This is a genomic window from Paracoccus sediminis (assembly GCF_900188295.1).
GTDB classification, from domain to species: Bacteria; Pseudomonadota; Alphaproteobacteria; order Rhodobacterales; family Rhodobacteraceae; genus Paracoccus; species Paracoccus sediminis.
In genome coordinates this window covers 70,170-85,081 of sequence record NZ_FZNM01000014.1, presented here as the reverse complement: position 1 = coordinate 85,081, position 14,912 = coordinate 70,170, and the positions used below count along the sequence as shown (strand labels likewise).

The 14,912-nt window shown below is 67.2% G+C and carries 13 protein-coding genes; 6 read left to right on the top strand and 7 right to left on the bottom strand.

Translation table 11 applies throughout. The features are described from left to right. Window positions 1-281: 281 nt before the first annotated feature. Window positions 282-1,385: a M4 family metallopeptidase gene (locus CHB77_RS15495; RefSeq protein WP_089389082.1), complete on the top strand. Its 1,104-nt coding sequence runs from the start codon at window positions 282-284 to the stop codon at window positions 1,383-1,385. Window positions 1,386-1,420: 35 nt separating this feature from the next. Then, a complete protein-coding gene (locus CHB77_RS15490) occupies window positions 1,421-1,702 on the top strand; it encodes a protealysin inhibitor emfourin (protein WP_089389081.1) in 282 nt (93 codons plus the stop codon). An 88-nt stretch (window positions 1,703-1,790) separates the two neighbouring features. On the opposite strand, the gene CHB77_RS15485 is transcribed toward CHB77_RS15490, so the two are convergent. From CHB77_RS15485 to CHB77_RS15455, 7 genes are all read right to left on the bottom strand, one after another. Beyond that, entirely contained in the window at window positions 1,791-2,846 is a 1,056-nt protein-coding gene (locus CHB77_RS15485) for a DUF475 domain-containing protein (protein ID WP_089389080.1), read from the bottom strand. A gap of 96 nt (window positions 2,847-2,942) precedes the next feature. Next, complete coding sequence (locus tag CHB77_RS15480; protein ID WP_089389079.1) at window positions 2,943-3,905, bottom strand: magnesium transporter CorA family protein; 963 nt, start codon at window positions 3,903-3,905, stop codon at window positions 2,943-2,945. Window positions 3,906-4,008: 103 nt separating this feature from the next. Then, window positions 4,009-4,212 (bottom strand): CsbD family protein, encoded by a 204-nt coding sequence (locus CHB77_RS15475; protein WP_089389078.1) that lies wholly within the window; start codon window positions 4,210-4,212, stop codon window positions 4,009-4,011. A gap of 69 nt (window positions 4,213-4,281) precedes the next feature. Then, complete coding sequence (locus CHB77_RS15470) at window positions 4,282-5,229, bottom strand: 2-hydroxyacid dehydrogenase (RefSeq protein WP_089389077.1); 948 nt, start codon at window positions 5,227-5,229, stop codon at window positions 4,282-4,284. Further along, the gene (locus CHB77_RS15465; RefSeq protein WP_089389076.1) at window positions 5,229-5,561 is read right to left on the bottom strand and encodes a tRNA-binding protein; all 333 of its coding nucleotides are present in this window, start codon (window positions 5,559-5,561) and stop codon (window positions 5,229-5,231) included. The genes CHB77_RS15470 and CHB77_RS15465 overlap by 1 nt, the downstream gene beginning before the upstream one ends. Beyond that, a complete protein-coding gene (gene proC, locus CHB77_RS15460) occupies window positions 5,558-6,373 on the bottom strand; it encodes a pyrroline-5-carboxylate reductase (RefSeq protein ID WP_089389075.1) in 816 nt (271 codons plus the stop codon). Before proC ends, CHB77_RS15465 begins: the two co-directional genes overlap by 4 nt. A gap of 35 nt (window positions 6,374-6,408) precedes the next feature. Continuing rightward, window positions 6,409-6,912, bottom strand: a complete 504-nt coding sequence (locus CHB77_RS15455) for a type III secretion system chaperone family protein (RefSeq protein WP_089389074.1) — start codon at window positions 6,910-6,912, stop codon at window positions 6,409-6,411. Between the two features lie 212 nt (window positions 6,913-7,124). On the opposite strand from CHB77_RS15455, the gene CHB77_RS15450 reads away from it, so the two are divergent. From CHB77_RS15450 to CHB77_RS15435, 4 genes are read left to right on the top strand one after another with little or no spacing between them, the layout of a single operon-like run. Continuing rightward, complete coding sequence (locus CHB77_RS15450) at window positions 7,125-8,159, top strand: hypothetical protein (protein ID WP_089389073.1); 1,035 nt, start codon at window positions 7,125-7,127, stop codon at window positions 8,157-8,159. 30 nt (window positions 8,160-8,189) lie between these two features. After that, on the top strand, window positions 8,190-11,540 hold the full coding sequence (locus CHB77_RS15445; RefSeq protein WP_089389072.1) for a transglutaminase family protein: 3,351 nt from the start codon (window positions 8,190-8,192) through the stop codon (window positions 11,538-11,540). Further along, complete coding sequence (locus tag CHB77_RS15440) at window positions 11,540-13,927, top strand: circularly permuted type 2 ATP-grasp protein (RefSeq protein WP_089389071.1); 2,388 nt, start codon at window positions 11,540-11,542, stop codon at window positions 13,925-13,927. The genes CHB77_RS15445 and CHB77_RS15440 overlap by 1 nt, the downstream gene beginning before the upstream one ends. Then, window positions 13,927-14,805, top strand: coding sequence for a transglutaminase family protein (locus tag CHB77_RS15435; protein ID WP_089389070.1), 879 nt, complete (start codon window positions 13,927-13,929; stop codon window positions 14,803-14,805). The genes CHB77_RS15440 and CHB77_RS15435 overlap by 1 nt, the downstream gene beginning before the upstream one ends. The last annotated feature ends 107 nt before the right edge of the window (window positions 14,806-14,912 follow it).

Sequence of the window (14,912 nt, the reverse complement as noted above, 5' to 3'; positions counted from 1 at the left end):
ACAATCCCAATGTCAGGCTGCCCGCCGTGGCGTCCTGATCAGGCCCTGACCTTTCCGAGGGTCGGCGCTCCTACACCACGCCACGGGGCACTATCTGGTAAAACTCCGTCAATTGTTAAACTGCTCGACACTATCATATTCATTTTATGTTTTGGCATTTAATAATAAAATAAAATATCAATCTGGAACAATTGCAAACAACCATGTCGTGTTTTTGTTCTTGCTTTGTTCTGGATGCCGCCTGTGTTATGGTTGATTCGACACCAGAAGGGATCCTGCCGATGTGCTTCCGCTCCGGCTCTCGGGCTGCCCATGACCCGCTTCTCTGCATCGTGCCGCCCTATATGCTGCGGGTGCTGGCCCTGCGCGGCGATCCCCAGGTCGCCGAAATGGCGCGGACCCTGCTGAAGCAGACCGAAAAGCTGCGCGACGAACGGGCGGAACTGATGGGCGCGGGCCTGCCGCCCCCGGATCCGTTCAGGGGGGCCTATGCCACGGCCGCCGTGTCCCCGGCCGAGGGGCTGTGTTGCCCCGAACGACGCATCCACGACGGCCAGTTCCGCGCCGCCCTGCCCGGAAAGCTGCTGCGGTCCGAAGGCGACGATCCCACCGGCATCGCCGATGCCGATACCGCCTATGACGCGGCGGGTCAGGTGTTTTCCCTGTTCGCCGAGGAATACGGCCGCAATTCCCTGGACGGCGAAGGGATGCCCCTGATCGCCACGGTCCATCACCGGCGCAATTACAACAACGCCTTCTGGAACGGCACGCAGATGGCCTATGGCACCGGCGACGGCAAGATCTTCCGAACCTTTCTGGAACTGTCGGTGATCGGGCACGAGATGGCCCATGGCGTCATCCAGCATTCGGGCGGGCTGATCTATGAAAACCAGTCGGGCGCGCTGAACGAAAGCATCGCCGATGTCTTTGGCAGCCTGTCGCTGCAACGCGCCCTGGGACAAGAGGCGCATCAGGCCGACTGGCTGGTGGGGCGCGGCATCCTCGGCCCCGGCATCACCGGCGCGGCCCTGCGCAGCATGAAGGCGCCGGGCACCGCCTATGCCGACGACCTGCTGGGCCAGGATCCGCAGCCCTGGCACATGGATCATTTCGTCACCACCAGCGACGACAACGGCGGCGTGCACATCAATTCGGGGATTCCGAACCACGCCTTCTATCTGTTCTGCGCCTATCTGGGCGGGCGCGCCTGGGAACTGCCGGGCCGGATCTGGTATCGGGCGCTGCAAACGCTGAACAATCCCATGGCCAGCTTTTCGGATTGGGCGGACCAGACGATGGATTCGGCCATCGAACTGGCGGGACGCGGCAGCATCGAGACGGTGATGCTGCGCCGCGCTTGGAAACTTGTCGGAATCGCGATCTAGGCCTAGATTCCCCCCATCAGCGGGGGATCATCGCCATGATTATCGAAATCGCGGCGCAGGGCGGGTTCGGGGGCATCGCCGCCGCCAACCTGCACAAGACCATCGACGTGTCGGACCAGCCCGAACCGATGCGGCAGGATCTGTCCGACGCGTTCGAACCCGACGAACTGGCGCGCCTGGCACGCCAGCCCTGCGGCGACTGCGCGGACCGGATCACCTATCGCATCACCGTGACCGAAGACCGCCGGACCCGCAGCTTCACCTTGCATGAACAGCAGATCCCGCCGGACATGCTGGACCTGATCGATCAGATGTGAAAAAGGCGCGACCTGCGCCGCGCCCTTTGCCTTGGCCGAAATATCCCACGGGGGTCCGGGGGTGTGAAACCCCCGGCCTTTTCCTGTCCTATTCGACCGCGCCCCGGTGGCGGCGGTTCCACATCACCGAATTGATGAAGGCGGTGGCGATGAACGTGGCGCCCAGAAGGCCGGTCACGACCTCGGGCAGGTGCCACATCGTCTGGCCGAACATGATGATCGACAGGATCAGGATCGACCAGAAGGCGCCATGCTCCAGGTACCGGAACTCGGCCAGCGTGCCGCGTTCCACCAGCATGACGGTCATCGACCGCACATACATCGCGCCGATGCCCAGACCGATGGCGATCAGGAACAGGTTCTGGGTCAGCGCAAAGGCGCCGATCACGCCGTCAAAGCTGAAGGACGCGTCCAGAACCTCGAGATACAGGAACCCGCCCAGGCCGGCCTGGGCGGCGGTGTGGGACGCTTCCTGCGCCTTGCCCCAGCGGTCAAGGACATGCCCCAGCGCATCCACCGCCAGAAAGGTCACGATCCCCCATATGCCGCTGAACATGAACACCTGTTCGTCGCCGACCGGCAGCAGCCAGACGAAGACCAGGATGATGATAAGGACAAAGCCGACCTCCATCCCGCGAACGGATCCGCAACGGCGCAAGGCACGCTCGATCTTGCCGATCCAGTCCACCTCCTTGCCCTGGTCGAAAAAGAAGGTCAGCGCCACCAGCATCAGGAAGGCCCCGCCGAAAGCCGCGATGGGCAGATGAGCCTCGCCGATCAGGCGGGAATATTCCTCGGGGTTGGTGGCGGCCAGCTCGACGGCGGCCCATGGCCCGATCCGGGCGGCGATCACCACGATCAGCAGCGGAAACACGATCCGCATGCCGAACACCGCGATCAGGATCCCCCAGGTCAGGAAGCGGCGCTGCCATTCGGGCGTCATTTCCTTGAGCTTGTTGGCGTTGACGATGGCGTTGTCGAAAGACAGCGAGATTTCCAGGATCGCCAGGACGACGGCGATCATCAGGAACGACAGCATCCCCCCGGTTGTCCCGGTATAGCGAAGTCCCAGCCAACCGGCCAGGACGATCCCGGCGAACGTCACGATCAGCGGCCAGCGAAGATAGGATAAGGACGAGCGCATGAATTTCTCCCTGTTCGTCCCCGACCAATAGGCGGATGGCCGGAATGCGACAAGTGCCTTTGCGTCATTTCGTCGGACCGGCGGATCCGGCGCGGGTCACAGCCAGTTCTTCCACCGCAGCACCAGCCATGTCACCGCCGCCGTGGCGGCCATCAGGCCAAGCGCCATGGGATAGCCCAGAACCCAGTCCAGTTCGGGCATGACGTCAAAGTTCATGCCATAGATGCTGGCGATCAGCGTGGGCGGCAGAAACAGCGCCGCCACCACTGACAGGACGCGCACGGTGTTGTTCTGTTCCAGGTTAATCATGCCCAGGGTGGTATCGACCGCCAGGCTGACCCGAGACCCCAGGAAATCCGCATGGACCTCCAGCGCCTGGATGTCGCGCAACTGCCCCTTGACCACGGGACGCAGGCGGCCCGCTTCCGGCTGTTCGTCGATGGTCGCGATATAGAAGGCCAGCATCCGTTCCACCGTCAGCAGGGACAGGCGGACGCGGGCCATGGCCTCGGCTTCCCGGCCGACGTGGCGCAGGGCGGCGTGCAAGCGGTTGCCCTGCCCGCGCGTAGACCGGATTTCGAAGATGCCCATGGTGGTTTCGTCCAGCAGACGGCCCGATCCCTCCAGGATGTCGGCCAGACGGGCGACGATTTCCTCGACCAGGCCGATGAACAGGCGATGGGGGGTGGCGCAGCCCAGCGTGGACCGTTCGCCGCGTTCGGGATAGGTCAGAAAGGGCCGGGGCGAATGATGGCGCACCGTCACCAGCCGCTTGGGCGACAGGATGAAGCTGACCGGCATGATGACACGGTTGCCGTCGCCCCGTTCGCCGGGAAGAACCGCGGTCATGTAATCCAGGCCCTCCTCGCGGTACAGGCGGTTCGAGATTTCGATCTCCTCCATGTCCGCCAGGGTCGGGACCTCGACGCCCAGGCGCCCCAGCACCGCAACCTCTTCCCGGCTGGGGGCGATCAGGTCGATCCAGGTCGCGTCGGCCGGATCGGCGCCCTTGTCCTGAAGGGCGATGCGCCCATGACGGATGACATAGGAATACATCATGGCAGCGCCCCCCCGGCCGGACCTGCGTTCTGGTTATCGTGCCGCCGCGCCACGAAAAAGGGCGCCAGAGCGGCACCCTTTTCCCTTGCTCCGTCCGATGATCTCAGAACGTGCGGTCGCGGAAGTGATCGTCGATCTGGCGTTCCGCGTCATTCTTGGACCAGCCGTATTTCTCTTGCAGCTTGCCGGCCAGCTGATCCTTGTTACCGTCGATCTGGTCCAGTTCGTCGTCGGTCAGGTCGCCCCATTTTTCCTTGACGGACCCTTTGACCTGTTTCCACTTACCCTGGATGATGTCCCAGTTCATGCGAGTCTCCTGTCGAAGCTGTGTGACGAACCAACATCGGCTGGGCGCACGGGTTCCAGGGAGCGCCGTTCAGTTCACCCGATCGTGAGGTGCGTCGCCCCGCGCGAAGGCCGCCAGGTTGTCCAGGGCGCGCAGACCCATCGCCGTCCGGACATCGTCGGTTGCCGTGCCAAGGTGCGGCAGCAGGGTCGCGTTCGGCGCGTCCCGCAGCGCCTGCGGCACGACCGGTTCGCGTTCATACACGTCCAGACCCGCGCCCGCGATGCGGCGGTCGGTCAGCGCGTCGATCAGGGCCGCCTCGTCCACCACGTCGCCACGGGCGATATTGACAAGATAGCCGGCCGGGCCAAGCGCGGCCATCTGCGCGGCCCCGATCAGGTGGCGGGTGCCCGCGCCGCCGGGCACGGCGACGACGGCCACGTCCGACCGGGCCAGCATGTCGTCCAGGTCGGCGATCTGCCGGGCGGGGACATCCAGGCCCGTCACGATGCTGCGGTTGAAGAACACCACGTCCATCCCGAACCCGAAATGACAGCGGCGGGCGACGGCCTGGCCGATCCGTCCCATGCCGACGATGCCGACCGTGCTGCCGGTCGCATGGCCGCCCAGAAGCTGCGTCGGCTTCCAGCCGGTCCATTGCCCCGCGCGCAGGATCCGTTCGCCTTCGCTGGCGCGGCGCATGGTCATCAGGATCAGGGTCAGGGCGATGTCGGCCGTGGCCTCGGTCACGACATCGGGGGTGTTGGTCACGACCACCCCGGCATCCGCCGCCGCCCGGACGTCGATGTGATTGTAGCCCGCCCCGAAGTTGGCGAGGATCCGGCAGCGTGGTTCGCCCTGAAAGGCCGATGCCGGAAAGGCATCGCCCAAGGTCGGCATGATGGCGTCGTAATCGGCCAGGGCCTGCGCGGCCTCGGACGGGCCAAGCGGGGTCTCGTCGCCGAAGGTCGCGTCGAACCGGTCGCGGATCGCCTGCGTGGCGCGGGCGGTCATCTGGCGGGTCACAAGCAGCTTCATCAGAACAGCCTTCCTCCGTTCGGGACATCCAGGTCGGGGCGGATCAGAACGACCTCGCCATCGGGGTCGGGAACGCCCAGGACCAGCACCTCGGACCGGACGGGGCCGATCTGGCGGGGCGGAAAGTTCACCACGCACAGCACCTGCCGGCCGACCAGCCGGTCGGGGTCGTAATGCCGGGTGATCTGGGCCGAGGATTTGCGTTCCCCCAGATCCCCCACGTCCAGCCACAGCCTGATCGCGGGCTTTCTCGCCTCGGGAAAGGGTTCGGCGCGGATGACGGTGGCGACGCGGATATCGACCTTTTGGAAATCGTCGAAGCTGATGGTCATTGCGCCGCCCTGCCCAGTTCGCGCCCCCGGTCGGCCGCGGCGGCGATGGTGCGCGCCATCAAGGGCGGCAGGCCGGTATCGGGGTCCATCAGAACGCGCAGTCCGGCGGCGGTGGTGCCGCCCGGCGAGGTGACATTCGCGCGCAGGACCGCCGGATCCTCGTCGGCGTCGATGGCCAGGGCGCCCGCCCCCGCCACGGTCATGCGCGCCAGTTCCAGCGACAGCGCGGCAGGCAGGCCCTGCGCCTCTCCGGCCTTGGCCATCGCTTCGATCAGATGGAAGACATAGGCCGGGCCGCTGCCGGACAGGCCGGTCACGGCGTCCATCTGGTCTTCGCTGTCCAGCCGGACGACCCGGCCCACGGCGGCCATCAGCGTTTCCGCAAGATCCAGATGCGCCGCCGACGCGCGGTCGTTGCCGATCAGGGCGCTGATGCCCTTGCCGATGGCGGCGGGGGTGTTCGGCATGACGCGGACGATGGGGGCGCCGGGAAAGGCCGCCTCGAACGTGGCGATGGTGGTGCCTGCGGCGACCGACAGGACCAGCGTGTCCGACAGCACCGGCACCCCGCCCAGCGCATCGGCCATCATCTGCGGCTTGACCGCGAGGACCAGCACCGCCGGGTCGTCTGGCAGGGCGGCGTTCACGCGCAGCCCCTTGTCCAGCCATTCGGGCGCAAGGCGCGGATCGATCACCGTCACAGCGCCGGGTTCCAGCCCCCGCGCCAGCCAACCCCGCAGCATCGCGCCGCCCATGCGCCCGCAGCCGACCAGCACCAGCCCCCGTGTGTTGAGTTCGTCGAAATCGCCCATCCGGCCCCCCCCCGTGTCGCGGGGCCGATGCGCCCCTATGCCCGTCCGTAGGCTTCGCCCAGGGCGATGTCCAGTGCGGCGGCGGGGCTGCTGTTGCCCCATGCGACCAGTTGAAAGGACGGATAGAAGCGTTCGCACGATATCAGCGCGTTGGCGATCATCTGGTCCACCTGTTCGGCCGAGGCATAGGCATCGCCCGCCAGCACCAGGCCATAGCGCCAGACCATCAGGCGCTGCCGCGACCAGAAGGTGAAGCCGCCGTCCCAGACCTGATCGTTGGCAAGGTTCAGAGTTTCGTAAACCTGGGGCAGCCGATCCGCGGGCGGATCCAGATCGAACGAGCAGATCAGGCGCAGCTCCTCCTCTCTCGCCGACCAGGCGAGGGTCAGGGAATAACTGCGCCACTGGCCCTGCACCACCATGACGATCTGGTCACGAGCCGGACGGTCGAAGTCCCAGTCGTGATGGACAGCCACCGCCTCGACAATGTCGATGGGGTGAATTTCATCGATCGGAAAGATCGCTTCCGCTTGTGCCATTCCTGCCATCCTGCCTTTCAGGGAAAGCGATTCTGCCGCCGCCAAACCCTTGGTCACACGGCGCGATCGGGCTTGACCTGCCCGACTGCCGCCACGAAATACCGTGAAAGGGATTTGCCGTCCTGTAAAGCGGAATCTGATTGAACGATTGAAGCAAGGTTTTGGTTCCGTTAATCAAAAGCCTTCGGCATTGCTCGGCACAAGGGCGGATCATGGACCGTGACGGACGCTCGGATGCAGGCGATGCAGCAGCAGGAACCGCGCGGGCGGACCGGATCGATCTCTCTGTCGCCGTCAACCGAAGCCCCTGGCCTGTGGCCGATCTGCCACCCCCGGTCCGCGACACCCCGGCGCCGCGGGCGACGGCGGCGGACCGTCTGACCGGGATCGCGGCGGGCCGGTTCGGCTGCCTGCCGTCGCAGATCAGGATGGTCGCGGACGACAACAGGGCGGTGCTGTCCCGGATCGCGCGCCTTCTGCCCGCCGGGCGGGCCGCGGTGATCGCGCCGGGCCGGGATTCTTACGCCCACAGCCTTCGGGCGGCCGGCTGGCGGGTCTGTCCCGTCCCAACGCCCCTGGCGATGGCGGGCGCGGATCTGGCGGTCGTCGTCAATCCGAATGCCCAGGACGGCCGTGCCTGGCGGACCGGGGATTTGATCGGACTGGCCCGCCACGTCGGACACCTGATCGTGGACGAAGGGCTTGCCGATGCCCGCCCGGATCTGTCCCTGTCCCCGGCGCTGCCGGCGAACGCGCTGATCCTGCGCAATCTTCGCGCCTTCTGGGGGCTGGCGGGGCTGCGTCTGGGCCTGGTCGTGGCCCATCCGGGCCTGCTTGCCCGCCTGTCCGACGAACCCGCCCCGGACGAATCCGCGCTGCGCATCGCCGCCCTGGCGATGGCGGACCGGACCTGGACCGACGACACGATCTTCTATCTGGCCGAGGCCGCGCTGCGCCTGGACCGCATGGCCACCGCCGCAGGCTGGCGTGTGGCCGGGGGCACGCATCTGTTCCGGTTCTATGACACCCCCGACGCCGCCGCCGCGCAGCGTCACCTGGCGCATTCGCGAATCCGGGTGCAGCGGTTCCGGTGGTCCGACCTGCGGCTGCGGCTGGCCATTCCCCGCGGCCGCGACGAATGGGACCGGCTGGGCGACAGCCTGCGCAAAATCCAGGCAGGCGCCCCATCGCAACGGCAATGGCGGTGCCCCGGCTTTCCTTCTCGCGCCGCGCTTTGCAATGTGTAAGCTGCAAAAAAGACCAACGGGGCAGCGCGCATGTCGATCAAGGCCAGCATCTACCACCTGACGCATTACACCTACGACCGTCCGGTGGTCCTTGGCCCCCAGGTGATCCGCCTGCGCCCGGCGCCGCATTCGCGCACCCGCGTCATCTCCCATTCGCTGAAGGTCACGCCGGAAGGCCATTTCGTGAACCACCAGCAGGATCCGTTCGGCAACTGGCTGGCGCGGTTCGTGTTTCCCGAACCCGTGCGCGAGTTGAAGATCGAGGTCGATCTGGTCGCGGACATGACCGTCTATAACCCGTTCGATTTCTTCGTCGAGGACAGCGCCGAGGAATGGCCCTTCGAATACGCCCCCGAACTGGCCGAGGAACTGGTCCCCTATCGCGCCGTCGAACCCGCTGGGCCGCTGCTGCAAAGGCTGCTGGACAGTGTGCCGCGCGACCGGACCCGCACCGTCGATTTCGTGGTGGCGCTGAATGCCCGCATCGCGGCCGAGACGACCTATACTATCCGCATGGAACCCGGCGTGCAGACGCCCGAGGAAACGCTGGCCCTGCGCAGCGCGTCCTGCCGCGATTCCAGCTGGCTGCTGGTCAACGCGCTGAGGCACCTGGGGTTCGCCGCCCGGTTCGTGTCGGGATACCTGATCCAGTTGAAGCCCGACCTCAAGGCCCTGGACGGGCCGTCGGGGACCGAACATGACTTCACCGACCTGCACGCCTGGGCCGAGGTGTATCTGCCCGGCGCGGGCTGGATCGGGCTGGACCCCACATCCGGCCTGCTGACCGGCGAAAGCCACATCCCGCTGGCCGCCGCGCCCCATTACCGCAGCTGCGCGCCCATCAGCGGCGTGGCCAGCTTTGCCGAGGTCGATTTCGACTTCGACATGCAGGTGCGCCGGGTGGCCGAACATCCGCGCATCACCAAGCCGTTCAGCGACGAGGCCTGGGACGACCTGAACCGTCTGGGCCACCAGGTCGATGCGGCGCTGCGCGGCGGCGACGTGCGCCTGACCATGGGCGGGGAACCCACCTTCGTGTCCATCGACGATTTCGAATCCCCCGAATGGAACACCGATGCGGTCGGCCCCGTCAAACGCCATCGCGCCGACGTGCTGATCCGCAAGCTGCGCACCCGGTTCGCCCCGAACGGGTTCCTGCATTACGGCCAGGGCAAGTGGTATCCGGGTGAAACCCTGCCCCGCTGGACCTTTTCGCTGTATTGGCGCCGCGACGGCCAGCCCGTCTGGCAGAACCCCGGCCTGATCGCGCAGGAAACGGACGATGGTGCGGTCACGCCCTTGCAGGCGCAGGAACTGCTGCGGGAAATGGCCGCCGAATTGGGCGTTTCCGACGAAAACATCCTGCCCGCCTATGAAGACCCGGCCGAATGGCTGGTGCGCGAGGCGAACCTGCCCGCCAATGTCACACCCGAAAACAGCAAGCTGGACGACCCCGAGGCGCGCCACCGCATCGCCGCCGTCTTCAACCGGGGCCTGACCACGCCCACGGGATTTGTGCTGCCGGTCCAGGCCTGGCAGTCGAAGGCGGGGCTGCACTGGTATTCCGAACGCTGGCGCCTGCGGCGGGGCCATGTGTTTCTGGTGCCCGGCGACAGCCCGGTCGGATACCGCCTGCCGCTGAATTCGCTGCCTTGGCTACCGCCATCGGTCTATCCCTATATCAACCCGACCGATCCCACCGTCGAACGCGCGCCTCTGCCCGCCCCCGCCCCGCTGGCCCCGCAGCGCAAATCGCAGGCGATGGCCAGCTTTGTTCACAACGACCCGGTGCAGGATGTCAGCCAGCAGGGCCAGCCCTATCCGCTGGGCGAGGGTGCCCACGAATTGCAAGGCACCGTCCGCACGGCCCTGTCGGTGGAACCCAAGAACGGGCGCCTCTGCGTGTTCATGCCGCCGGTTGCGACGCTGGAGGAATACCTGGACCTGCTGCGCGCGGTCGAGGCCGCGGCCCTGCGCCTGAACCTGAAAGTGCATGTCGAAGGCTATGCGCCGCCCCACGACCCCCGCCTGAACGTGATCCGCGTCGCCCCCGACCCCGGCGTGATCGAGGTGAACATCCACCCCGCCGCCGACTGGGACGATTGCGTGGCGATCACCCAGGGGGTCTATGACGACGCGCGCCAGTCGCGGCTGGGCGCCGAAAAGTTCATGATCGACGGCAAGCATACCGGCACCGGCGGCGGCAACCATGTCGTCGTGGGGGGCGCAACCACCAACGACAGTCCCTTCCTGCGCCGCCCGGACCTGCTGGCCAGCCTGATCCTGCACTGGAACCGGCATCCCTCGCTGTCCTATCTGTTTTCCGGCCTGTTCATCGGCCCGACCAGCCAGGCCCCCCGCATCGACGAGGCGCGGCACGATTCGCTTTATGAGCTGGAAATCGCGCTGGCCCAGATCCCCGCCCCCGACCGGGGCGCTCCGCCCCTGCCCTGGCTGACCGACCGGCTGCTGCGCAACATCCTGACCGACGTGACCGGCAACACGCACCGGGCGGAAATCTGCATCGACAAGCTGTATTCCCCCGACGGCCCCACCGGGCGCCTGGGCCTGGTGGAATTCCGGGGCTTCGAGATGCCGCCGGACGCGCGGATGAGCCTGGCGCAGCAACTGCTGCTGCGCGCGCTGATCGCCCGGTTCTGGAAGACGCCCGCGACGGGCGACCTGACCCGTTGGGGCACGGCGCTGCACGACCGCTTCATGCTGCCGCATTTCGTCTGGGCCGATTTCCGCGACGTGCTGCGCGACCTGACGGACCACGGCTTTCCGATGCAGCAGGACTGGTTCAAGGCCCAGGCCGAATTCCGGTTCCCCTTCTGCGGCGAGGTCGAGGTCGAGGTCGAGGGGGTCCACCTGGAACTGCGCCAGGCGCTGGAGCCTTGGCACGTGCTGGGCGAAACCGGCACCATCGGCGGCACGGTGCGATACACCGACAGTTCGACCGAACGCTTGCAGGTGAAACTGTCGGCGGCGGATCCGTCGCGGTATCAGGTGCTGTGCAACGGGCGCCCGGCGCCGCTGACGCCCATCGGCGCGGGGGAATCGGTGGCGGGCGTGCGCTTCAAGGCGTGGCAACCTGCATCGGCCCTGCATCCGGTTCTGGGCGTCGATGCGCCGCTGACCTTTGACATCCTCGACACCTGGTCGAACCGTCCGCTGGGCGGCTGCGTGTATCATGTGGCCCATCCCGGCGGGCGCAATTACGACACCTTTCCCGTCAATGGAAACGAGGCCGAGGCGCGGCGTCTGGCGCGCTTCACGCCCCACGGCCACAGGCCGGGGCATGGCCATGCGATCCATGCCGAACGAATCCACCGCGAATTTCCGCTGACGCTGGATCTGCGCCGGGCGCCGGGGATGTGATGGCGGGCGAACGGGCGCATACGGCGGGCCCGTCGCGGACCGCGGCCTATCGCCCCCTGCCCGGCATCCCGGACGAAATGGCCCTGCCCGACGGCCGGATCCGGCCCTTGTGGCGGCGGATGGTCACGCATCTGGACGCGCTGTCCGACGAAGAACTGACCCGCGACCTGTCGCGCGCAGACCGTTACCTGCTGGACAGCGGCGTCTTCTACCGCCAGTACGGCGGCGGCGTTTCCGTCGAACGCCCCTGGCCGCTGAGCCATCTTCCCGTCCTGCTGGCCGAGGAGGAATGGAAAGGCATCGGCGCGGCCCTGCGCCAGCGTGCCGATCTGCTGGAATCGGTGATGGCCGATCTGTATGGCCCGAACGATCTGGTCGCCTCGGGCCGGTTGCCCGCCGCCCTGGTCGCGGGCAACCCGGAATGGCTGCGCCCGATGGTCGGCATCCAGCCCAAGGGTGGACATTTCCTGCATTTCCTGGCGTTCGAGATCGGCCGCGGTCCCGACGGCAAATGGTGGGTGCTGGCCGACCGCACCCAGGCGCCATCGGGGGCGGGCTATGCCCTGGAAAACCGCGTTGCCACCACGCGGGCGTTTTCGGACCTGTACCCGGCCGAAAACGTGCACCGCCTTGCCGGATTCTTTCGCGATTTCCGCGATGCGTTGCGCCCGCCGTCGCGGGACAGCGACCGCCGGGTGGCGATCCTGACCCCCGGCCCGATGAACGAGACCTATTTCGAACACGCCTATATCGCCCGCTATCTGGGCTTCACCCTGCTGGAGGGCGACGATCTGGGCGTCTCGCGGAACCGGCTGATGGTGCGCACGGTGCAGGGGATGCGGCAGGTCGATGTGCTGTGGCGCCGGCTGGACGGGAATTACGCCGATCCGCTGGAACTGGATCCGGCGTCGCGCATCGGCACGCCCGGCATGGTCGCGGCGCTGCGGGCGGGCACGGTCACGATGGTGAATGCTGTGGGGTCCGGCATCCTGGAAACCCGCGCGCTGATGGCCTTTTTGCCCCAGCTTGCGCCCGAACTGGTGCGCGCGCCGCTGGCCATGCCCAATATCGCGACCTGGTGGTGTGGCGCTGCCACCGCCCGCGCCGCGGTGCTTGCCAATCCGGGGCGGTTGGTGCTGGCCGACGCGCTGACGACCCGGCTGCCCTTCGACCCCAAGGACGACCTTGTCCGCGCCGCAGCCCTGTCGCCCGAGGATCTGGACCGTCGCCTCTCGGACCGGGGCGGCGATCTGGTCGCGCAGGAAACCGTGACCCTGTCCACCACGCCCGCCCTGGTCGCCGGTCGGCTTGTGCCGCGCCCGATGACGCTGCGCGTGTATCTGGCCCGCGTCCCGGATGGCTGGGCGGTGATGCCGGGGGGGTTTGCGCGGATCGGCGCGGGCGCGGACGTGTCGGCCATCGCCATGCAGGAAGGCGGCGGCGCGGCCGATGTCTGGGTGGTCAGCAAGACCCCGGTGCCGGTCATCACCATGGCCCGCCAGGCCGATGGCGCGGACAAGCGGCTGATCCCCGGCGGCCTGCCCGCGCGCGCGGCCGACAACCTGTTCTGGCTGGGCCGCTATGCCGAACGGGCCGAGGGGATCGTGCGGCTGATGCGCGCCTATCACACGCGCCTGGCCGAATCGGGCACGGCCGGCGCGCCCCTGCTTGCGGGTGTCGATCCGCTGTTCCGCCAGATGGGTCTGGATCCCAGGCAGGCGATCCCGCAAAAGCTGCTGGACAACCTTGCCGCCGCCATCGGCAGCGCCGGCAGCGTGCGCGACCGCTTTTCCCCCGACGCCTGGTCGGCGCTGCACGACATCGACCGCAGCGCCCGCCGTATGGCCGGAAAGGCCGCGCCGGGCGATGACGCCGCCCGCGCGCTGTCGGCGCTGCTGCGCAAACTGGCGGGGATTTCGGGGCTGGTGCACGAAAACATGTACCGTTTCGTCGGCTGGCGGTTCCTGACCATCGGGCGGCTGCACGAACGCGCCATGGGCACGGCCGCGCTGCTGGCGGTGCTGTGCGATCCCAAGGCCCCCGAAGGCGCCCTGGATCTGGCGATCGAGGTCGGCGACAGCATCCTGACCCATCGCCGCCGCTTTGCGCTGAACGCGTCGCGCAGCACGGTGATCGACCTGTTGGCCCTGGATCCGATGAACCCGCGCGCGCTGCGCCACCAGATCGACGGGTTGCGCGAACAGGTGGACGCCCTGCCCGCCGCCAACGACCACGGCGCGCTGTCGCCGCTGGCCCGGCAGGTGCTGCGGCTGCACGCCGACTTGGCCACCGCCGATCCAGACGGCCTGACGACCGAGGATCTGTGGGCGCTGCGGGGGCGCATCGCCACGCTGTCCGATGTCCTGACAACGACCTATTTCCACTGATGCTGTATCGCCTGCGCCTGTCCATCCGTTACGACTTTGCCCGCCCCACAGGCGCCGGGCGGCAGTTGCTGCGCATCAGTCCCGCCGACCTGCCGGGGATGCAAGAGGTCCAGCAGACCAGCATCGCCATCACCCCGCCCCCGTCCGAGCGCAGCGGCTTTATCGATTTCTTCGGCAACGAGGTGACGCAGCTTGCCCTGCCCGCCGGGCTGACGCAAATCCGTTTCGACATGACGGGCCGGGTGCTGCGCCACGCCGGGGAATCGGAACTGGATCTGTCGGCGACGCTGGACGGCCTGCCCGCCGACCTGGACGACATCACCGATCTTGGCCCGCAGTCGCCGCGCCATTTCCTGCGCGCCTCGCCCCGGATTCCGCTGCTGGAACCGATTGCGGTCTTTGCCCGGACGGCCTGCGGCGACGCCTCGACCGTGCGCGAGGCGGTGGAATGCCTGGGCCGCAGCCTGCACAGCCACATGCGCTTCGACGCCCGCGCGACCGAGGTGGACACCCCCATCGCCCAGGCCTTTGCCGGGCGGCACGGGGTCTGCCAGGATTTTTCCCAGATCATGATTTCCGGCTTGCGGTCACTGGGAATCCCGGCGGCCTATGTGTCGGGCTTTCTGCGCACCGCCCCGCCGCCCGGCAAGCCCCGGCTGGAAGGCGCGGACGCCATGCACGCCTGGGTCCGCGCCTGGACCGGGGCCGAGGCCGGGTGGTGCGAATACGACCCCACCAACGCCTGCTTCGTGGCCGCGAACCATGTCACCATCGGTTACGGCCGCGACTACGGCGACGTGGCCCCGGTCACGGGGTCGATGCGGGTGGCAGGATCGCAGTCGGGCAGCCACAGCGTCGATATCGTGGCCGAGGATTAGGGTCGGCGATTGTGCAGCATCGTCGAACACTGAAGCCATAATTGAGCGTCTAATTCATTCCTTATCAGTGCGTTATATCTGTTTCATAGAAACGAAACAGAAGGAAC